At 70.3% G+C, this 20,176-nt stretch carries 20 protein-coding genes; 11 read left to right on the plus strand and 9 right to left on the minus strand.

Features of this window, described 5'->3' with window-relative positions:
- Nucleotides 1-107: 107 nt before the first annotated feature.
- From G6O69_RS16435 to G6O69_RS16450, 4 genes are all read left to right on the plus strand, one after another.
- Nucleotides 108-1,496, plus strand: a complete 1,389-nt coding sequence (locus G6O69_RS16435; RefSeq protein WP_172304444.1) for a tetratricopeptide repeat protein — start codon at nt 108-110, stop codon at nt 1,494-1,496.
- A 9-nt stretch (nt 1,497-1,505) separates the two neighbouring features.
- Nucleotides 1,506-1,937 carry a VOC family protein gene (locus G6O69_RS16440; protein ID WP_172304445.1) on the plus strand — a complete coding sequence of 144 codons (432 nt, stop codon included), beginning with the start codon at nt 1,506-1,508 and terminating at the stop codon, nt 1,935-1,937.
- Nucleotides 1,938-2,006: 69 nt separating this feature from the next.
- Complete coding sequence (locus G6O69_RS16445; RefSeq protein WP_172304446.1) at nt 2,007-2,897, plus strand: group 1 truncated hemoglobin; 891 nt, start codon at nt 2,007-2,009, stop codon at nt 2,895-2,897.
- On the plus strand, nt 2,897-3,739 hold the full coding sequence (locus tag G6O69_RS16450; protein ID WP_172304447.1) for a hypothetical protein: 843 nt from the start codon (nt 2,897-2,899) through the stop codon (nt 3,737-3,739). The genes G6O69_RS16445 and G6O69_RS16450 overlap by 1 nt, the downstream gene beginning before the upstream one ends.
- On the opposite strand, the gene G6O69_RS16455 is transcribed toward G6O69_RS16450, so the two are convergent.
- Nucleotides 3,736-4,857, minus strand: a complete 1,122-nt coding sequence (locus G6O69_RS16455) for a helix-turn-helix transcriptional regulator (RefSeq protein ID WP_176396884.1) — start codon at nt 4,855-4,857, stop codon at nt 3,736-3,738. The two genes, G6O69_RS16450 and G6O69_RS16455, sit on opposite strands and share 4 nt — an antisense overlap.
- A 169-nt stretch (nt 4,858-5,026) precedes the next feature.
- Between G6O69_RS16455 and G6O69_RS16460 the strand changes: the two genes are divergently transcribed.
- The 4 genes from G6O69_RS16460 to G6O69_RS16475 all read left to right on the plus strand — a co-directional run bounded on the left by G6O69_RS16460 (nt 5,027) and on the right by G6O69_RS16475 (nt 7,093).
- Nucleotides 5,027-5,410, plus strand: coding sequence for a hypothetical protein (locus G6O69_RS16460; RefSeq protein WP_172304449.1), 384 nt, complete (start codon nt 5,027-5,029; stop codon nt 5,408-5,410).
- A gap of 63 nt (nt 5,411-5,473) precedes the next feature.
- Nucleotides 5,474-5,845: a hypothetical protein gene (locus tag G6O69_RS16465; protein ID WP_172304450.1), complete on the plus strand. Its 372-nt coding sequence runs from the start codon at nt 5,474-5,476 to the stop codon at nt 5,843-5,845.
- A gap of 137 nt (nt 5,846-5,982) precedes the next feature.
- On the plus strand, nt 5,983-6,747 hold the full coding sequence (locus tag G6O69_RS16470; RefSeq protein WP_172304451.1) for an SDR family oxidoreductase: 765 nt from the start codon (nt 5,983-5,985) through the stop codon (nt 6,745-6,747).
- 76 nt (nt 6,748-6,823) lie between these two features.
- Nucleotides 6,824-7,093: a transposase gene (locus tag G6O69_RS16475; RefSeq protein WP_172304452.1), complete on the plus strand. Its 270-nt coding sequence runs from the start codon at nt 6,824-6,826 to the stop codon at nt 7,091-7,093.
- On the opposite strand, the gene G6O69_RS42195 is transcribed toward G6O69_RS16475, so the two are convergent.
- Complete coding sequence (locus G6O69_RS42195; RefSeq protein WP_172304453.1) at nt 7,033-8,658, minus strand: AgmX/PglI C-terminal domain-containing protein; 1,626 nt, start codon at nt 8,656-8,658, stop codon at nt 7,033-7,035. The genes G6O69_RS16475 and G6O69_RS42195 overlap by 61 nt on opposite strands.
- Before the next feature lie 275 nt (nt 8,659-8,933).
- Nucleotides 8,934-9,692 (minus strand): potassium channel family protein, encoded by a 759-nt coding sequence (locus tag G6O69_RS16485; RefSeq protein WP_172304454.1) that lies wholly within the window; start codon nt 9,690-9,692, stop codon nt 8,934-8,936.
- Nucleotides 9,693-9,855: 163 nt separating this feature from the next.
- Here G6O69_RS16485 and G6O69_RS40240 point away from each other — a divergent pair, with 163 nt between their 5' ends.
- Complete coding sequence (locus G6O69_RS40240; protein ID WP_255215800.1) at nt 9,856-10,218, plus strand: hypothetical protein; 363 nt, start codon at nt 9,856-9,858, stop codon at nt 10,216-10,218.
- A gap of 144 nt (nt 10,219-10,362) precedes the next feature.
- The gene (locus G6O69_RS16495; protein WP_172304455.1) at nt 10,363-10,500 is read left to right on the plus strand and encodes a hypothetical protein; all 138 of its coding nucleotides are present in this window, start codon (nt 10,363-10,365) and stop codon (nt 10,498-10,500) included.
- A 157-nt stretch (nt 10,501-10,657) separates the two neighbouring features.
- Here G6O69_RS16495 and G6O69_RS16500 read toward each other — a convergent pair whose 3' ends face one another.
- From G6O69_RS16500 to G6O69_RS16510, 3 genes are all read right to left on the minus strand, one after another.
- Nucleotides 10,658-11,332, minus strand: a complete 675-nt coding sequence (locus G6O69_RS16500; RefSeq protein WP_172304456.1) for a dienelactone hydrolase family protein — start codon at nt 11,330-11,332, stop codon at nt 10,658-10,660.
- An 81-nt stretch (nt 11,333-11,413) separates the two neighbouring features.
- The gene (locus tag G6O69_RS16505) at nt 11,414-12,340 is read right to left on the minus strand and encodes a hypothetical protein (protein ID WP_172304457.1); all 927 of its coding nucleotides are present in this window, start codon (nt 12,338-12,340) and stop codon (nt 11,414-11,416) included.
- A gap of 242 nt (nt 12,341-12,582) precedes the next feature.
- Nucleotides 12,583-14,586: a cation:proton antiporter gene (locus tag G6O69_RS16510; RefSeq protein WP_172304458.1), complete on the minus strand. Its 2,004-nt coding sequence runs from the start codon at nt 14,584-14,586 to the stop codon at nt 12,583-12,585.
- Nucleotides 14,587-14,790: 204 nt separating this feature from the next.
- Between G6O69_RS16510 and G6O69_RS16515 the strand changes: the two genes are divergently transcribed.
- Nucleotides 14,791-17,565 (plus strand): TonB family protein, encoded by a 2,775-nt coding sequence (locus G6O69_RS16515; protein ID WP_346017055.1) that lies wholly within the window; start codon nt 14,791-14,793, stop codon nt 17,563-17,565.
- Here G6O69_RS16515 and G6O69_RS16520 read toward each other — a convergent pair.
- The 3 genes from G6O69_RS16520 to G6O69_RS16530 are packed head-to-tail and all read right to left on the minus strand — an operon-like array spanning nt 17,549 to nt 20,063.
- Nucleotides 17,549-18,562 (minus strand): hypothetical protein, encoded by a 1,014-nt coding sequence (locus G6O69_RS16520; RefSeq protein WP_172304459.1) that lies wholly within the window; start codon nt 18,560-18,562, stop codon nt 17,549-17,551. The genes G6O69_RS16515 and G6O69_RS16520 overlap by 17 nt on opposite strands.
- Nucleotides 18,559-19,236, minus strand: coding sequence for a hypothetical protein (locus G6O69_RS16525; RefSeq protein WP_172304460.1), 678 nt, complete (start codon nt 19,234-19,236; stop codon nt 18,559-18,561). Before G6O69_RS16525 ends, G6O69_RS16520 begins: the two co-directional genes overlap by 4 nt.
- Entirely contained in the window at nt 19,233-20,063 is an 831-nt protein-coding gene (locus tag G6O69_RS16530) for a lytic transglycosylase domain-containing protein (RefSeq protein WP_172304461.1), read from the minus strand. The genes G6O69_RS16525 and G6O69_RS16530 overlap by 4 nt, the downstream gene beginning before the upstream one ends.
- Nucleotides 20,064-20,176: the final 113 nt, after the last annotated feature.

Here is a 20,176-nt window from a genome sequence, read left to right on the forward strand (position 1 = left end):
TCGCGTGCTCGGCGTCGCGACCTCCGCCGAGCGCGAAGGAACTCAACTCTTTGTTGCCAGCGCTCGGCGGTTCATGCAAAAAATCTTCGACCCCCTTGCGTCTGCAAATGCGCCCGCAACTCGACGCCATCGCCACCTTGCTCGATCAAGGCGCCGCCGACTCGGCGGTTCGACTGCTCCGTAGCTCGTGGGAACCCGAACTCCCCGACAACGAGCGCGTGCCGATCTACTGCATGTGGATCCGCGGCCTGTGTGACATCGGAGACTACGGCCACGCGCTGACTCTGGCCCGTCGCGCGGCCGGAGAGTTCCCGCGCAAGCCGGACATCCTGACCGCGCTCGGCAACGTCTTGGATCTTCACGGCAAGCTCGACGAGGCCCGCCAGGCCTTCGAGGTCGCCGTCGCCCTCGACCCCAACGGCGTGCTTCAGCACTACAACCTCGGCGCGGTGCTCGAGCGCCTCGGCGACGAGCAGCAGGCCGAGACCTGCTACCGCCGGGCGCTCAACCTCGACGAGGGCGCGCCGAGCATGGTCGAGGCCAACGCCGCGCTCGGGGCTCTGCTGCGTCGCCAGGGTCGCCTCGACGAGGCCGAGGAGATCTACGACGCCTACCTGCAAGAAGATCCCCTCGACGTCGAGATGCTCGTCGAGCACGGCATCTGCCTGTCGGACCTCGACCGCCTCGAGGAGGCGATCGAGCGGTTCGAGTCGGCGCTCTCGCTCGAGGGTCTCAACAGCGGGGCGCTCTACAACCAGGCGATCACCCTCTACCGCCTCGGCCGCTACGACGGCGCCCGGGTGACCATGGAGCGGGCTCACCAGGCCGACCGCAGCAACCCGCTGACCTTGGCGGTGCTCGGCTCGTGGGTGCTCGGAGATCCCCAGGGCGATCTCGACGAGGCCCTGCGCATGCTCTATCAGGCCCTCGATCTCGTGGTCACGCTCCACGATCGCGGCGAGCTCGGCAGCGGCTACGCGAGTCTCGTCGCCGAGGAGGTGTTCGAGGCGCTGTGGCAGCACGGCCGCCGGGCCGAGGCCCGCGAGGTCGCGCGCGTGTCCGGTCGCCGCGACTGGACCACCCCGCACATGTTCGAGACGATCAACCGGGTCGACCACGGACTGCTCGCCCAGCCGGCCGAGGCCTTTCGGGTCTCGGTCCGCGCCGAGGTCGAGGCCGAGCTGGGCATCGAGCCCAGGCCCGAGCCCTGCGAGCCGCCGCCGGCCGTGTCGCTCATGGAGAGCTGGCCCGTGGGCGCCCAGGGCTACACCGCTGGGTTCACGGTGATCGCCGCCGACGAAGACGAGGCCCGCGAGCTGGTGATCCGCTACCTCGCGGACCTCGAGCCGGCGAGCGCTCTGTCCTACGACATCCGCGTGGTCAGCCGCGCCGGCGAGTCCCTCGATGGTCGCCGCGCCCGGGGGATCGCCTGTGTCGAGGGCGCGCGCGCCTACTTCGTGCCCGACCCCGCCCGCAAGCCTGCCCCGACCCGCTAGCCTCTGGCCATGTCCACCGCCGCGTCGGGCCCCTTCCATCTAGCGATCCCGGTCGACGACCTCGCCAGCTGCCGGCGCTTCTACGGCGAGCTCATGGGCTGCCCCGAAGGCCGCAGCTCGACGCGCTGGGTCGACTTCGACTTCTTTGGCCACCAGCTGGTGATCCACGAGGTCGACGGTCACCAGGGGATCCACGGGCGCAACTTCGTCGACGGCGAGGACGTGCCGGTCCCTCACTTTGGCGTGGTCCTGACCATGGACGAGTGGGCGCAGCTGCGGGACCGCTTGCTGGCGGCCGAGGTGCGCTTCGAGATCGAGCCGCAGATCCGCTTCGCGGGCGAGGTCGGTGAGCAGGCGACGATGTTCTTGCTCGACCCCGCCGGCAACGCCCTCGAGTTCAAGGCCATGCGTGACCCGCTGGCGCTCTTCGCCAAGAGCTGAGCTGGGCTGGGCCCAGTTTTGGTCCATGGACCAGGCGCGCGAAGGGCACGTACGCGCTATCCTGCGCGTATGCCACACCGCATCGCGCTTGGTCTTTGCCTGGGCTCGGCCCTCGTGCTCTCCGCGGGCTGCAAGGGCGGAGAGGACGGTGACGACGAGGCCGGGAGCACGCTCTACGAGCGCCTCGGGGAGGAGCCGGGCATCGAGGCCGTGGTCACCGACGCGGTCGTCAACCGGATCGCCGCCGACCCCAAGATCAACGCCTACTTCCTCAACGACGACGTCGACGTCGGCGTGACGATCACCTGCCTGGTCAATCAGCTCGGCAACATCTCCGGCGGTCCGCAAGCCTACCCGGGCAGCGACTGCCGCGACATGAAGGAGTCCCACGAAGGTCTGGGGATCTCGGAGCAGGACTTCCTCGATCTCGCGGATCACTTCGTCGGCGCGCTGACCGACGCGGGCGTGGCCCAGGCCGACATCGACACGATCGTCGCCGCGCTCGTCGACATGCAGGCGGACATCGTCGAGGACCCCAGCAACGACGCGACGATCTACCAGCGGGTCGGTCGCAAGCCGGGCATCCAGGCCGTGGTCACGGACTTCTACACGACCGTGAGCTCGGATCCCGCGATCATGGGCTTGTTCGCCGGCGCCGACCAGGTTCGCTTCGAAGCCTGCCTGACCCGCCAGCTGTGCGCCATCGATGGCCCCTGCCTCTATGGCAACGAGGCGACCATGCTCGACCCCAGCTACGGCGGCTCGGTCTGCAAGGACATGGTCAGCGCCCACGAGGGCATGACCCTCACCGTCGAGGACTTCCAGGCCTTCGCCGATGACCTCGACATGGTGCTCGCCGCCGCCGAGACCGAGATCTCGACGCAGGACGAGGACGCGATCATGGCCGTGCTCGACCCGCTGTGCGCCGAGCTCGTCGACGAGCCCGGGAACTGCCCCTGATGCGCGCCAAGGGTCCTCAGCCGACGACCTCCTCGCCGCTGGTGCGCGAGCGCCAGGCGCTGTGGCGCAGGCGCTTGTTTTGGCTGGGCCTGGGTCTGGGTTTGATCGGCCTCGCGGCGGCGCTGTGGTGGCAGTTCGGCCGCGAGCCCGCGGCGCAGCTGCCACCGCTGGAGACCCGGCTGCCGGAATTCGAGGAGCCCGAGCAGGCCCTGGCCAGGGCGCCGAGCAGCGCGGCCCTGGGCGCGCGGGTGGGCTTCGACGACCTCGAGAGCTTGCGCCGAGCCCTCGCCGCGCGCGGCCTCGACTGCGTCGACACCAGCGCGCGGGCCAGCGTCGCCCGGCTGCGCGAGCACAAGCGCGAGCAGATCGCCGCGGCCGGTGACCCCGACGCCGTCAGCGGGGCCTCGGTGGTCTGGCGTCGCTCCAGCCGCGAGTCCAACCCGCAGATTCGCCTCGCCTGCACGCTCGAGACCCTGGCCGCGCTCGACGACGCGAGCCGCCCCCCGGTGGAGGGCCGGGCGCTGTTCGTATTCGACAGCCCCGAGCACCCGCTGCGCCACGCCTCGCTGCGTCGCAGCTACCGCCAGGCCGAGGCCGCGATGCTCGACCTGCGCGAGACCCTGGCGCGGCTCGAGGCGACCTACGGCGAGCCGAGCGTGCGAAGCGGCGAGCTGCCCCTGCCCGGGGACGCGCCGCCGCGGCTCGAGGCGATCCGCGTGGAGTGGCGCTACCGCGACCTGCTGGTGCGGGCCTCGGCGACGCAGATCGGCGAGCAGGTGTCCGTGGACGAACGCGTCGAGGTGCCCTGGCCAGTGCGCGCCGACGCACCGCAGGCGGGCTAATGTATATTTCGCTGAGCAGGCGCCGTGGAGCCTGACTCGAGCACCTCGAGCACCTCGAGCACGCGGCTCGCGGCGCTGGTTCGGTTCTCGACGCCGAGCTTGTCGAACACGCGCTCGAGGTGCTTCTTGACCGTGGCCGGGCGGATCGAGAGCAGCGCGGCGATGTCCGCGTTGGACTTGCCGTAGCGCAGCCACAGCGCGACCTCTGCCTGGCGTGGCGTCAGGTCCAGCGCCTCGGCGAGGGAGCGTGTGTGGGCCTGGACCGCGGTCGCGGGGTCCTTGGCCACGGCCCGAGCTTCGAGGACCAGGACTCCGCCCGAGTCCCCGGGGTGGAGGGAGACGTCGAGGAGCTGATCCCGAGCGCAGCACCGAAACGCGGGTAGGGTCCGCTGGCGAGCGTGATGGAGGGGGGCGAGCCAGCGCCGCAAGGGCGCAGGCAGGCGCTGTCCCTCGAGCGCGAGGCCATGCTCGCGCAGCAGCGCGCGGGCGCGGGGGCTCACCCAGCGCGGGCGGCCGCGCTCGTCGAGGTGGATCACGCCGCGCCCCTCGCTCTCGGCGAGCGCACGCCAGCGCGCCTGCTCGGCGAGGAGCTCGAGGTAGCGCCAGTGATCGCGGATGATCGGCGTCAGGCCGCGCTGGGCCGCGCCAAGCTCGGCGAGCTCGGCGTCGGAGAAGTCGCCGCGCTCGCGGTTGTAGGCGAGAACGAGCTCCATGCCCGGCGGGGCCGGGAGGTAGAGGAGGCACTGGTTTTCGATGTGCAAGGGGCGATAGAGCTCGTTGTAGAGCGCGGTCGCCCGCCACCGCCTGGGCTCGCACAGGTCGGAGTTGCGGGCGACCTGCTGATCTCGACGCAAGCGCCCGGGGTGCTCGTGGAGCCTGCGGAGGGTGAGCGCGCGCTGGTCATCGAGGCTGAGCGCCGCGGTCGGGCTAGCGGGGGTCCAGACCACGAGGCCCGCCTGCGAGAAGGCCTCGTCTTCTGGCTGGATCCGCCACCCTGCTGGGATCTCGTTGTAAGAGAGCATCTCGTTGGGGACGCGCTCGGCCATGGTCGAGAGCAGGTCCTCGACGAAGTGCGTGTGTGTGCGCAAGGGGCTGAGTGGGAGTTGCTCGAGCTGCATGATCACGGCCGACTCTGAAATGGAGTGATCACGAGCGAGGCTTCAGTCATGAAACTCTCCCTTCTGCGGTGAGATGGGGATTGCGCAAGCTCACATTTAATGTGGTGGCGGCAGCCATGCGCCATTAGTCGTATGGCTGCTGTCCTGGCCGACGCCTAGCCTGCCGGCCATGACCACAAAAATCGGCACCGTGTCACACATACTGGCCTGTTTGCTCGGGATCACGACCCTCACGCTCGCCTGCGTGGCCGAGCGTGAGGGCGGCGGCTCCGCCCATGAGCGAGCGGAGCACGACCTCGAGGACTATGCGCTGTGCATCGAACTCGGAGGCGCTTGCATGGAGGAAGAAGAGGCGCTGGCCTCGGCGCTCGATGAGATCGCGGCCAGCGAGGGGCTGCGCACCACGGGGAGCTCGCCCGTGCTCATACAGTGTGGCGGCGGCGAGACCGTGATGTGCTCTGGCCTCAACTGTCTGGGCTACGATGGCTTGGGGTGTTTTTGTACGAATCTCGAGGGGGTCGTCTCCGAATACAAGATGTGCAATTCACAGTGAGCCGATGGCCATGCGCCATTAGTCGTATGGAGCTCGTCCCAGCCGACTCCTAGTCTGCCGGACATGACCACCAAAACCGGTATCAAGTCATCCCTACTGGCCTGCCTGTTTGGGCTCACGAGCTTCGCGTTCGCGTGCGCGCCCGAGCCGGAAGACGGCTACTCGGCCGATGAGCGGGTCGAGCTGGCCTTCGAGGACTACGCGCTGTGCATGGAGAGCGGGGGAAGCTGTGAGGAGGAGGAGGAGAGTCTCGTCTCGGCCTTCGGTGAGCTCGGGGGAAACGAGGGCTTCCGCGTCACGGTGACCGCGACCTGCGGCACGAAGAAGCCCGTGACCTGCACTGGGACCTCGTGTTACGCCACGGATGGCGTGGGCTGCATGTGCTCGAGCAGCAACGGCAGCGCTGGCACGTATCAGTCGTGCAATTCAAATTGACGATCCCAGCCAAGCACGCGGCGGGTCCGTCTGCTGACCCGAGCGAAGAGCCCGTGCGAGCTTCGGGCCGCACCTGATTTTGGTGCGAGGTCCGAATGTGGCGAGCTTCGTGGGCGCGTCCGTGGTCTGAGGGGATCATGCACACGCTCTCCAACAAGGTCGCCATCATCACCGGCGCGAGCTCGGGCATCGGCCGGGCCGCCGCGCTGCTCTTTGCTCGGGCGGGCGCCGCCCTCGTCCTCGGCGCCCGCCGGGCCGCCGAGCTCGACGCCCTCGTCGAACACATCGAGGCCGAGGGCGGTCGGGCCGCCGCCGTACCCGGTGACCTCTGCGACGAGTCCTTCGCCGCTGCGCTCGTCGACACCGCCGAGCGCCGCTTTGGCGGGCTCGACCTCGCGTTCAACAACGCCGGGACCCTCGGCGCGCTCGCGCCAGCCCACGAGCTGAGCCTGTCCGACTGGCGGGCGACCCTCGCGGTCAACCTCGACGGCGCCTTTTGCTGCGCTCGCCACCAGATCCCCGCGCTGCTGCGGCGCGGCGGCGGCTCGCTGACCTTCACGTCGTCCTTCGTCGGCCCGCAGGTCGGCTTCGCCAACATGGCCGCCTACGCGGCCGCCAAGGCGGGGCTCAGCGGCCTCGTCCGCGTGCTCGCGGTCGAGCTCGGGCGCCAGGGGATCCGCGCCAACGCGATCTTGTCGGGCGGAGTCGACACGCCCCTGGGCGCGACGGTGGCGAACAGCCCCGAGGCGCGGGCCCACGTCGAGGGCCTCCACGCCCTCGGGCGCATCGCTGCGCCCGAGGAGATCGCCCGCGTCGCGCTCTTCTTGGCGTCGGACGCCGCCTCCTTCGTGACCGGGAGCATGGTCTCGGCCGACGGCGGCGTCAGCATCAGCCGCGGCTGAATTCCACCACGGGCTCCTAGGACTACTTGGTCAGATGGGGATCGGCAACGATCCCCGGCTGTGATCTGCTGCGGGGGTGACTCCAGAACAAATCTCCCGGGTGGAGGCCGAACTCGAGGAGTTTTTCGGCTACATCACTCATCAGATGGGTCGCAGCGAGCGGCGCGAGGCCCTCGCCAACTACATGCGTGGGCTTCTCCTCGATGGCGAGCGCAAGAGCATGGTGCCCATCGCTCAGCGCCTCGCAGCCATTCCCCGATCATCCGGGGGGCCAGGACGTCTCGTCTACTGTCCTTTGGTGAAGGACGAGGGCGAGGCCGCGTCATCGTGGAGCGCGAGAGGGTAGATCACTCGAACCTTCCCACCGTCCTCGGGCTTGGGGAAGCGCCACTCCCGAACGATCCCTGCGACGCAAGCGCGGAGTTCTTCCTGCTCTCGCGGGGAAGCAGCGAGCTCGATCTGAGAGGTCCTGCCCCTGGCGTCGATCACGAATTCGATGGTCAGCGCCTTCGGGAGCTGCGCGGAGGGGAGCGTCGAGGTCGCGCAGGCTCGCAGCTGAGCACGGTGAGCGCGGACGATCCGGTCGATGAGCGAGCGCTCGAGCTCGCCCTCGATGGTCGCGGGGCTCGGCGGGGGCTCGGCAGAGAGCATGCGACCGCCAAGGGGGGGGCGAGGCGGCTCCTCGTCTCGAACCCGCAGCGCGACCTCCGGGAGCACGCAGTCCACACCCGCGCCTCGGCAGCTCGGCCCGCGTGCCGCGGACGCGAGCGCGAGGAACCGCGCGAGCGAGATGTGCCCGGTGGTGGCGATGAGGGCGAGGCGAGCCTCTGGCTCGTCTCGTCGCAGCGCGGCGGCGAAACTCGCGACCGCGTCGAGATCGTCGGGTCCGTGGCGCTCGGGACTGCCGATCTCTCCACGGGTCAGGTCGAGTCCCTCGCGATCGACCTCGACCTTCATGAAGGGGGGCGTACTCGGAGGCTCGTCGTGCGCGAGGGCGATGAGCACGTAGGTGGGGGCGTAGGCCTCGGGCTCGACGAGGAAGCCGGCGCGCGCGAAGCCGGCCCTCTTGGCGGCGCGCAGGAGCCTCGTCAGCGCAGCGGCGGAGAGCTCGACGTGGGCAGCGACCAAGAGCGTCGGACCCCCGGCCTCCACGCGCTGGCCTCGCGCCTCCGCGGCCGCCTGCGAGAGCACCTCCGCGAGCGAGCGCTGCGCCAGGGGGTCCGCTTCGAGGGCGCCGGGGATCGGGCGCCCCTCGAAACCCAAGGAGTCGAGCGTGACGTAGAGCGTGGGGCCCTCGTCGAGGGCAACGCCTCGAAACTCCGGGAGGCGTAGCTCGCTCATGCGCCAGCTCGGGCGGTGGCCGAGCTGATCGAGGGCGTAGAGCGCCCGCGTGATGGGGGCAGCCGTGTCCGCGCTCAGGCCCTGGTCGAGCAGCCACTGGTGCGCAGCCCAGGTCATGATCGCGGGGTCGGGACCCAGCTCGTCGGGACTCAGCACCGCGTAGCGTCCGAACGCGCAGTCCTCGAAGATCCGAGCCGACGCGCTCTGCTCCGCGCGCTGAGGGGCGATCTCGTCCCATCTTGGGCAGGCCGCGCGCTGGAGCCTGGCCGCCTCGGGATCTCGCTCTCGGAGCAGGACTTGGGGCCTCGAGTCGGGATCGTGAAGCCCACCGAAGTGAGCCTCGAGGGGCTGGGGCATCGCGCCAGCGCATGCCCCGGCGAGGGCGGGCCACACCCGACTCGCCTGCTCGGAGATCGATGCGGAGGGCAGGGTCTCGGCGAGCTCGCCGAGCTCGCCGAGATCACAGCTGGGTGCGGGTGGCTCTCGGCGACAGGCGGCCAGGGCCAGCAAGGCCACAACCACGGCCCACACCGAGCTTGGAACCGAACGCCGCAGGCGGATCCTCGTCACCGACTCGATGCTAGCAAAGCCCGAAGGTCGCAGCCTCCCCCGATCCGGGAGACCTGCGAGGCCTCGCCCCTCTATTGGTTTTGGCCGGCCGGCGGCGTCGAACTCGGACTGGATGGCCTGCTCCTCCGTCGTGGCCTCGATGGCCGCCGTGGTGTCCAGCAGCGCCGTGACCGATTCGAGCAGCCGCAGCTTCTTGGGGAAGTGGCCCGGATCAGCGCCCAGCGCGAGCGCCTGCTGCCGCGCCTCGCGGACGCAACTGCCTCACGGGACTGGTTTCACTGTCTTCCGTGCTGGACCTGCGAGGAGAGCTCGGCCGGCTGCATGCTCGCCAGCAGCCCCTTGATCTCGACCAGCTCGGCCCGGAGGCGGTCGAAGTCCTCCCGCGTCGGCGCGGGTGGTTGGGGCTCGTCGAGGACCGCGGTCATCACTCCGGCGACGTAGCCGAACGCACCGAGGCCCGCGAAGATGACGGCTGCGGCGACCACGTGACCAGCGGGCGTCGTCGGCATGACGTCGCCGTAGCCGACGGTGCTGAGCGTGACGATCGCCCACCAGAGCGCCTGCTCGAGTCCCGTGGTGGACTGGGGCTCGACGGTGCGAAAGGCGATCGCGGCCGCGAGCACCAGCGACGAGACGAGCCCCAGCGCTCGGATCAGCTTCGCCGCACGGCCCTGGAATCTCTGGGTCCGCACGACGATCCTGAGCAGTCTCATCAGCCGCAGGAGCCGAACGAGGCGGAACCCCTGGAACACGGCGCCGAACGGGACCGAGGACAGGAGGTCCGCGACGTTGCTCGGCTCCTTGACGTAGGCCCACTTGCGATCCGCATTGGCGAGACCGACGCACCACTCCAGTAAGAACGGCACGCAGAACCAGAAGTAGAGTCTGGTCGCCGCCGCACGGACGCTCGGGTCCGAGGCTTCGAGCGCCATGAGGGCGAACAAGGGGAGGAGGAGGAAGTTGTTGAGGCTCGACAGCAAGCCGTGAGCTCTGCCGAGCGCGGTCGGACTGGTGTCGTTGGTGTCGCTGGTCACGGCCCATCCTGACGCCACCACGGGCACGACTGCAAGCCCGGTCGTTGGCGATGGTCTCGTCAGGCCAGGCAGCGACCGGCTGGTCCATCGTCAGCCGCGATGACATTGAGGACATGCCCGCTCACATTCGTGAGGAAGTCGATCGCGGACGAAGCATCATGGGATGCAGCTCGAGCTGCCGATCTCCCTTGAGCCCTGGGCCCTGATCTACACGACATGGCGGTCCAAGCGATTGCTCCGGGGCCTGCCGATCGAGGACTACTGGGCCGAGCGCGGCGCCTACTACAACGTGGTCCTCCTCCCGCCCGGCTCGACCTTCCGCGACGCGTTGGCGGCGTTCTACTCGGATCGCGCGGCCTCCGGTCTCGCAGGAGCGCCTCTCGGTCGCGCAGGACGGCCAGCGGTTGGTCTACTCGTTCAAGCGCGCGTGGAGGGACGGCAGCTACGCCGTCGTCCTCGAACCGCTCGATCTTCTCGCGCGTCTCGCTGCCCTGATCCCGCCGCCCCGCTTCCACATGGCGTGTAGGAACTCCAAACGCATGAATTACGGGCCGTACTTAGCGCATGTCAGATGCATGGGTCGCGGCGCCGGGAACGCTTCCCGGGGCCTCGGCGGGAACGAGAACTCGCTCACTGTGTGAGGCCCCAACAACCCCTCCTCGAGATCGAGATGCTCGAGCTGCCCATGACCGCGATGGAGTTCTACGACTTCGACGAGTTCGAGGCGCTGGTCACCGCGGCGACGCGGCTGGACCACCGCATGCTCGTGATGGTCCTGCTCGGCGGCGAGGCGGGCCTGCGCTCCTAGTGTGCGCGGCAGAGGACTTGAAGGGTCCCAGGCGCCGGACCGCCGGTTGCTGACGAGGCGCGAGGAGGGAGTTTGTCGGGCACAAATGACTGACGAGCAACGAAGTCAGCGGCCGGTGCTCCAAGCCTGGGGCCCTTCAAGTCCTCTGCCGCGCACACTAGCCGAGCTGCTCGGCCAAGAACGCGATGCTGCGCTCGAAGGCCAGCGCGGTCGCGGCCGCGTCGAACACTGGCGGGCGGTGGTCGCAGGCGAAGCCGTGGTCGGCGTCGTACTCGTGGACCTCGCCACCCTCGACCGCGGAGCAGATCTCGCGCGCCTTGGCGATCGGGAAGTAGCCGTCGCGCTGGCCGAGGTGAAAGAGGGTCGGGACGCGCGGCCGCGCGTCGACGAACATCGGGATCTGGGCGCCGTAGTAGCTGATGGCCGCGCTCAGGCCCTCGGCCCGCGCGGCGGACAGCCAGGTCAGCGCGCCGCCGAGGCAGTAGCCGATGACCGCGATCTTGCCGACGCCGCTGGCGGCGAGGTTGGCGATCGCAGCGTTGACGTCGAGGATGACCTGCTCTGGATCGAGCTTCTGCGCCAGCCCGAGCCCGGTCCCGAAGTCTGCGTCGCCGTAGCCGAGGCGGACCCCGGGCTCGATCCGGTCGAAGAGCGCGGGGGCGAGGCAGGCGTAGCCGAGGCCGGTGTACATCGCGACGACCGAGCGGATGTGGTCGTTGACGCCGAAGATCTCCTGCAGGACCACGAGGCCGCCGCGGGGGGAGGCTTTGGGGTCGAGGCGGAAGCCGTCGAGTTGGTGGCCGTCGGAGGCGGTGAGCTTGATGTCGGGCACGGCCGGACGATGCCGACTCGGGGGGCGGGTTTCAAGCTCGAGGGAGGTCTCGAGCTGGCCCTCTCATGAGAGGGCCGTGGCTCACTCGACCCTGCCCTCGAAGGAGAACGCGCCGAGCGTGCCCTCGTCATCGTCTCGCAAGCTGACAGCGCCCTCCTCGAGGCGAAAGGCCGGGTCCCCGTCTTTGGCGGTGGTCATGTCTTCGCCGCCCGTGCCATCTTCCTTGCAGGGCACGCTGCTCTCCTCCGAGCCATAGAGCACGAGGTCGCCGCAGGCCAGCCGGGCGCCGCAGCTCCCCGGGGTGGTCGGCCACAGCCAGACCGCGCACTCGCTGCCGACGGTGACCCCGGCGAGCCCCTCGACCTGCTCGACGATGACCTTGCGCGACTTCAGCCCGGCCTCGAGGCGCGGGAGCAAGCTGCTACAGCCACCCGGGCTCTCGGTCTCGGAGCTGCAGCCTCGCCTTGCGAATTCGAGGGCGCGATCGGGATCGTCGAACATCAGGACGCGGGCGGCGACGAAGCAGCTGCCGTAGTAATTGGCTTCGTCGGGCTGGCACTGGCGATCGAAGAGCGCGGAGGCGAGCTCGGGCTGCCTGGGTCCGCCTATGCCCTGGTGGAGGTACTCGGCGAGGCGGGAGCACAAGATGGCGCGGTGCTGTGGGGGATCTCCGTGGGCACATTCCCAGCGTACCCACTCGCGGCCCTGATCGGGGAAGACCTGGGCGCACTCGAAGTAGGACCAGCCGGTCTTTTGGCAGCGGGAGATGTCGGTGTCGGGGAGGGCGCCGGGAGTGCCGGTGATCTCCGTGGACAGTCTGGGCGCCTCGGCGGGGGTCTGCGCGAGGTAGTCGTCGAGAAGGGCCTTGGGATCGGCGGCCGCGGTCTGGGGGGCGGCGTCAGGCGAGGCCGAGCTCGTCGACTTGGCGGTGGGCTCTTTGCTGCTGCAAGCGAGGGCGAGCGCGAAGGGGAGGATGAGGCCGAAGTTGCGGGGTAGGGAGGGGGACATGGCCGATAGTCTACGGCCATGTTTGTGTCTTTGTATAGGTGAGAGTAGCGGGCTGGGTCGAAGTGCTGGCCATGTTGCACTTCTCGCCTCGTTGCGCCCGAGATCGTTACTCCGAGGCAGTTGCAATCGTATGCAAGATATCCGTGGCTCGCCGCCATCACAGTGATGAACCGGAGCGAGGTGTCATGGATCGTTGGGAGACTCGCCGAGCAGGGGCGAGCGCCAGCGTTCACGAGGGTCGCTCACTTGGGCTCGGGCTCGGGCTCGGGCTTGGGCTTGGGCTTGGTGGGCGGGCTCGCTTGGGGCGGGTGCCACTGTGGCCCCGAGCGAGCCGCAGAGCGCGGCGCGCTGGGCTGGTCAGGCGAGGCCGACTGGGGCACGGGCGCGCTGGGCTGGGCGGGCGAGGCCGACTGGGGGGCGGGCCCAGACACGGGCCCAGACACGGGTGTAGGCAGGGGATCGATGCTCGGCGCCGGCACGCCGTAGAGCGTGGTCGGCTTGGAGGTCGACGTCGCAGTCGCGGGCGCTGGCTGGGCCGCCTGGGGAGACTGAGTCGCTCGGGGGGCGCCGACGGAGATGCCCGGTGCGGTCGAGGTGCGCGCGGGCGCTGCGGGAGCGGGCGCAGGGCTCGAGTCGGGCGTGGGCGCGGGCTGCTCTGGACTCGCGGGCTGGCTCGGCGAGGGAGGAGAGCCCACGGCCGGATCGGCCTGGGCCGCGGCTTCGGGCTGAGCCTCGGCGATGTCGGGGCTGGCCCAAGCCGCCGCGTCGGCATCGGCAGCGGCGTCGGCGTCGGCATCGGCATCGGCATCGGCAGCCGCATCGGCCTGCGCAGCGGCGGCGTCGAGGTCCACGCGGGTCGCGGCCTCTTCGCCAGCAGCTTCGCCCTCGCCGACAGCTTCGCCACCCTCGCCTGCTTCGAGCTCGGGATCCGCCGAGGGCAAGTGCCCGTCGGGCATCGCCTCCGCCAGCGCAGGGTCGCTCACGCCCGGCTCGATCCCCGGCCCGGCCACGGGCCCCGGGAGGGTCGCGGCGCGCTCCTCGGCGCGGACCTTGCGAAAGCCGACGGCGAAGATCGCAATCGAGGTCACGACCGCCGCGAACACCATCGCCGGGAGGTTCTCCGTGCCCTCGATGCCGTAGCGCGCCGAGGCGGGCAAGGTGGCGAGCACGCCGGCGGCCATGCCCCGGGGCAGGGAGATCGAGATCATCTTGCGCTCGGGGTCCGAGAACGCGGGCTTGCGGGCGATCAGCATGACCACGGGGATGCGCGCGGCCAGCAAGGAGGCGCCCACGACCACGCCCAAGAAGAGCAGGCTCCACGGCGGGGCCAGCATCAGGCCGATGTAGGTGAAGAAGAAGGACTTGATGATGAAGGCGACCTGGGTGTGGACGGTGACGACGGTGCTGTCGAGCTCGAGCGGCTTGTCGCCGAGGCTGAAGCCGATGCGCTTCATCAGCGGGCCGGCGTTGCCGACGATGATCGAGAAGGTCAGCACGGCCATGGCCGGGTTGCCGCCGATGCGGTCGACGAGCACGTACAAGAAGAGCAGCGCGGCCAGGGTCACGGGGTAGCCGTACTGGTTGCCCGAGAGCAGGCGGAGCACGGGGATCCAGCCCCAGCCCACGAGCAGGCCGATCAGCAGGGCAAAGCCAAAGTTGCGGGCGAGCTCGGCGAAGGTGTCGCCCGCGCTGGCCTCGCCCGAGCTGATGATGTTCATGAGCACGACGGCCACGACGACGCACAGCGCGTCGGTCAGCGCGGACTCGAGGCCGACGAGGTTCGAGACCTTGGCCTCGACCTTGGCCAGGTTCATCGAGGGCATGATGATCAGCGAGCTCGAGCCGCCGAGCATGGCCCCGACCATGAGGCTGTGAAAGAAGCTCCAGGTGTCGGGGAGCAGGCCGGTGAGCGCGGCGAGCTGGAGGAGCACGGCGACGCCGAGGGTCGAGATGATGAAGCTGAGCACGGCCATGGCCGAGGCTCGCGGGGCCGCTTGGACGAGGTCCTTGATCACCAGCTGACGCCCGCCGTCGAAGAGCACGACGATCAGGGTCAGGGCCGAGAAGAGCGGGAGGATCGCGTCGAGGTTGCGCGGGTCGACGAGGCCGGTGGTGCGCAGCAGCACCCCGGCGAGGATCAACCACACGACGTCGGGGATCTGGGTGCGCGAGAAGATGATCTCGCCGGCGGCCCCGAGCAGAAAGAGGCCGCCGATCATCAGGAGGTAGACGCCGGGATCATCCATGACCTGGGTCGGACGGTAGCAGGTCGCGGCGGGGGAGGCCCAGCGAGGCGCCAGGGGTCGCCGGGCTCGGCGGGCGCCGTCACGTGAAGTACGAGTCCCGGCGCGGTCCCGGATGTCGACCGCGCAGGTGCTCGTGGTTGGGCCCGAGCCCTACCTGGGCGGGCTACGTTGCACTGGGGGCCGTCAACGGCGATGCTTCGGCGCGTGAGCGGCCCCAGTTCGCGGCGCCTCGACCCTCGCCCGATGCTCGGCGGGTTGTTGCTCTGTGGTCTGCTGGCCGGGCTGGCCCCAGGCGTGGCCGAGGCCGCGCCGCCCTCGGAGGCGAGCCCCGAGGCGCAGCTGGTCCCGCCCACGGCCAAGGGCTCGGTGACGGTCGAGTATCCGCCGGCGCTGCTCGAGCGCGAGGAGCCGCCGGCGGGCACGGTGATCGTCCAGTATGTGGTCGGGGTCGACGGCAAGACCAAGGAGCTCGAAGTGCTCCAGTCCGTGGACCCGGCCCTCGACCAGGTCGCCCTCGACGCGGTCGCCAGCCTCGAGTTCGAGCCGGCCAGCTACGAAGGGGAGGCGGTCGAGGTCGTGCTCTCGATCGCCATCGAGCTCGGCCCGCCCACGCCCGTGCTGCCGCCCGAGGGCGAGGGTGAAGGCGAAGGGGCGGGCGAACTTGGTGAGGGCGAGGGCGAGGGCGAGGGCAGTGAGGCGGGAGCGGGGGAGGTCGATCCCAGCGCGCTGCCGGTGCGCATCCGCGGGCGCATCCGCGAGGCCGGCCAGCGCACCCCCGTGGACGGGGCCAAGGTCCTCGCGGTCCCGGCCCCGCCGGACTGGCCCGAGGGCGAGGTCCGGGGCAAGCGCTACGAGGCGCCCAGCGAGCCGGCCTGGCAGTTCGAGACGATCACCGACGCCGAGGGCCGCTTCGAGCTGCGTGGCGTGCCCCCGGGGCGGGTGCGCCTGGTCGTGCTCTCGCCGGGCTACGAGCGCCTCGACTACATCGAGGTCCTCGCGGGCGAGGGGGCGATCCTCGAGCTCGAGTACTTCGACCGCCGCGAGGCGAGCAACCCCTACCGCACCGAGGTGGTGGTCGACCGCGACCTCCCCGAGGTCACCCGGCGGACGATCACCCCCGAGGAGATCAACGCGCTCCCGGGCACGCAAGGCGACGCGCTCAAGAGCATCCAGAACTTCCCCGGCGTGGCCCGGGCGCCCTTCGGCGCCGGCTTGTTGGTCGTGCGTGGCTCGGCCCCGAGCGACACCAAGACCTACCTGGGCTACCACGAGATCCCCCAGCTGTTTCACTTTGGCGCGCTGACCTCGGTGTTCAACAGCGACATCCTCGCGCAGATCGACTTCATCCCCGGCAACTTCGACGCGCGCTTCGGCAACGCGATCGGCGGCGTGATCAACGTCCAGCCGCGCAAGGGTCGGCGCGACGGCTACCACGGCTACATCGACGCCGATCTCTTCGACGCCGGGGCGCTGGTCGAGGGCCCGGTGGGCAAGGGCAGCTTCGTGGTCTCGGCCCGGCGCAGCTACATCGACGCGGTGCTGCTCGCGGTCATCCCCGACGACGCGGGCATCGACTTCAACGCGGCCCCGCGCTACTGGGACTATCAGGCGCTCTTCGACTACCCGCTCGCGGGCGGCAACCTCAGCGTGCGGGTGTTCGGCTCGGACGATCAGCTGGCGGTGGTCAGCCCCAGCGTCAACGAGGAGGAGGCCGACGCGAACGACGCCTTCGACACGCAGATCGCCTTTCACCGCGCCGACCTGGTCTGGGAGGCCGAGCACGGGCCGTGGACTTTTTTGCTCACGCCGAGCTACCGCCACGAGCTGCTGACCGGCAGCGGGGGCGACCTGTTCTCCTTCCGGGTCACTCGCGACAGCTTCAACTTCCGCGGGGAGCTGGGCTACCGGATCTCCAAGCGCGCGGCGATCCGCGTGGGCACCGAGGTCAACGCCGGCAGCTACCTGCTCGAGGCCCGCGCCCCGGGGATCCCCAGCGCCGGGGTGGGCGACAGCGGCGAGTACCTCTCGGCCGACGTCGGCGGGCCCTTCGCGATACTCTCGCTCTACACCACGGCGACGATCGCGGCCACGAAGGACTTCGTGATCTACCCGGGGCTGCGCTTCTCCTACAACGGGGTGGTGCTCGACCGCGCCGGCTTGGATCCGCGGGTGCGCTTCGCCTGGGAGATCACCGACGCGACCACGCTCAAGGGCGGCGTCGGGCTCTACTCGCAGTATCCCGACGTCTTCGAGCTCAACGAGGTCTGGGGCAACCCCAACATCGGGCTCGAGAAGTCCGTGCACAACAGCCTGGGCGTGGCCCACGTGTTCGAGGACTACGACCTGCTGATCGAGGCCACGGCCTTTTACAAGTACGTCTACTCCCTGGCCGTGCCCACCGACGCGGTGCTGCTCAACACCGGCCGCGGCGACCTGCTGGTGGCCGAGCGCTACGACAACGCGGGCTACGGCCACGTCGCCGGCCTCGAGCTGCTGATCCGCAAGGACCTGACCCGCAACTTGTTCGGCTGGGTCAGCTACACCTTCAGCCGCGCGCTCTACGACCTCGACGACGGCGAGGGGCTGATCCCCTTCGACTACGATCAGCCGCACATCCTCACGGCGCTGGCGGTCTACAAGCTGCCGCGCGGCTGGAGCCTCGGCGGGCGCTTTCGCCTGGTCAGCGGCAACCCCTACCGCCCGGCCTACAACGGCATCGTCGACGCCTCGACCGGGGGCACCTTCGCCGTCAACGCCCCGCGCAACTCCGAGCGCAACCCCGCCTTCCACCAGCTCGACGTCCGCGTCGACAAGAAGTGGACGTGGCGCTACGTCTCGCTCAACGCCTACGTGGACATCCAGAACATCTACAACCGGCGCAACATCGAGGGCCGGATCTACTCCTACGACTACACCGAGAACACGATCCTCGCCGGGTTGCCGATCCTGCCCTCGGTCGGGCTCAAGTTCGAGTGGTGAGCCGCCGGCCGCCGGGCAGCCGGGCCAGGAGCTCGCGCCAGCGCGCCGGCGAAAACAGGCAGGGGTAGAAGGCCATGGTCGCCCAGAAGAACGGGCCGACGACCATCAGCGTGGCGATCGCGGCGTGGGTGGCGACGCCAAAGAGCATGTAGGGCACGCGCAGGTCGACGCGCTGAAAGAGCGCGCGCAGGCGGCTCTTCTTCCCCGCGTTGTCGGTGGTCTCGCGGAAGTAGGCCGAGACCAGGATCAGGCCGAAGCTCGCCTCCCACACCCAGACCAGGGCGCTGAGCACTTGCGTGAGCGGGTAGACGTAGGCCGCCCGGCTCATGTCGGCGCGCTGCCAGTTGGGGTCCTGGAGGATGTAGTAGAGCGCCGAGAAGTCGCCGATCCACGCGGCGGAGATCTTGGCCAGGCCCGTCCAGGTGTAGAGGATGACCAGCTGGACCACGCCCAGCAGGCGCGGCCAGCAGGGGGCCGTGCGCGCGCTGACCCAGCTGCCCTCGCGCAGGCGGGCGCGCAGCGACCAGGTCAGGTCGCAGGGGGCGAGCACGCACAGCCACAGGGCGTTGCCGACCAGGGCGCCGTAGCTGCCCTGAAAGGAATTGATCCCGCGCAGGGCGAGCAGGCACTGGCCGGCGATCAGCGCGGCCGCGCGCCCGCCGATGCCGAGGCCGAGGGCCAAGGCGGCGACGCTCGTGGTGATCAGCAGGCCCCAGACCACCTGGGGGGTCGCCCCGCCGAGGGTCTGGACCAGCCAGGGGAGCTCGCTGAACTGGAGGTAGCCGCCCTGCTCGGGCGCGTAGTAGAGCACGCCGACGATGTCCTGGCGGACCATGGTCACGACCATGATCAGCACGGTCAGCGCGACCAGGATGCGCATCGCGGCCAGGCTCTCGCCGCTCTCCTCGCGGCCGAGCAGCGCGATCCACCACGACCACAGCCGGCGCAGGCGGCCTGCTTTGCGGGGGGGCTCGCGCGTTGCGTCGTCGCCGGTCATCGCCGGGCCTCCAGATCCAGGACGCGCACGCGCTCTTCCTTGGGCTCGGGCCTGGCGTCGTCGCGGACCTGGGCGGGGGTGGGCGAGCGCGCGCGCAGCCAGCTGACGCGGACCTGCGTGGCCGCGGGGAAGTCGCGCGCGGCCTCGTCGGCGATCCACTGGACCAGGCGCTCGTTGTCGCCGCGGCGGTGGGCCCAGGACGCGCGGTGGATGTGGACGCGGATGCGCTCGGTCCCAAAGCGGGCGGCTTGCCAGGTGTGCACCTCGGACTGGCCCTCGTACACCTCGCGCCACTCGCCGTCGATCTTCACGGCGATCCGCAGCCGGGCCGGCGCGCGGTTGGGGGCGGCGAACATCCGCCAGCGTTGGCGCGCGCCGACGAGGTCGGCGTAGGGCTGAAAGGGCGCGAGCAGGGCGGTGCGCAGCCTGGCCCAGGCTTGCATGATGTCCCAGGCCTTCGCCTCGAGCTCGTCGGGGCCGAGCGCGACGCCCACGTCGTTCAGGCGCGCGGACCAGGCCGCGAGCTCGTCTTGAACCGTGGCGGAGCGCCAGGCCGAGCGGTTGCGGGCCCCGCTGACGTCCGGGAGCGCGAGCAGGCTGATCGCGAGGATGTGCAGGGCGACCAGCGCCCCGCGCAGATGTGGGAGCCAGGCGCGGGGGCTGGGCGCGGTCATTTTGTGGTCTGCGCGGACGCGTCGCTGGGGGTCTGCGCGGGCGTGTCCTCGGCGTTGGCGTCGGCGGTGGGGGCGGGCGCGGGGGTCGGCTCGAGCCCGGGGATCGGACCCTCGAACCATGCGGCAGCGCGGAGCACCCGGTCCACGTAGCTGCGGGTGCGCTCGGGCATCTCTTCGCCCTCGCGCTCCCAGCCCGCGACGATGCCCGAGCCGCGGTTGTAGGCCGCGATCGCCAGGTCGAGCTCGCCGTCGAAGCGATCGATGAGCCGAGACAGCAGCAAGGTGCCGGCGTGGATGTTGAAGTCGGGGTCGTAGGACTTGCGCTTGCGACCCAGACGCTTGGCCATGCCCTGCGCGGTCCTGGGCATCAGCTGCATCAGGCCCTGGGCGCCCGCGGGCCCGCGGGCCTTGACGTCGAACTTGCTCTCGACCCAGATCATGCCGTTGATCAGCGCAGGGTCGACGCCGTGCTCGGTCGCGGCGGCGTGGACGATGGCCTGCACGGCGCGGATCTTCTCGAGCTGATCGTCGTCGAAGGGCGGCGGATCCGGCTCGGGCGCTGGTGTGGGCGCGGGCTCGAGCGCGGGCTCGGGCTGATCCGCGGGCGCTGGCTCGGCCGCGGGCGCTGGCTCGGCCGCGCTCGTGGGCGCGGGCGCGGGCGCGGGCTCGGGCGCCGTCGTGGCGGACGCCTGAGTCGAGGTCGCGGGGTCCGGCGCCTGGCTGGGCGCGCGCGAGCCCGCGGCGCAGGCCGCAGAGATCGCCAGGGCAAAGAGGCCCGCCCACCAGCGCGGGGGGGCGAAGGCGTGGGCTCTTTCGAGGAGCGACACGATGATCGATGCTCGGCTGCGAGCGCGCGGGGGTCAATCGTCGCGAGGCGGCGAAACGCCGGGATGGGTCCGAAACGAGGGGCCGTGAAACATGGCTAAAACCGGCGTTCGCG

Source organism: Pseudenhygromyxa sp. WMMC2535 (assembly GCF_011083025.2).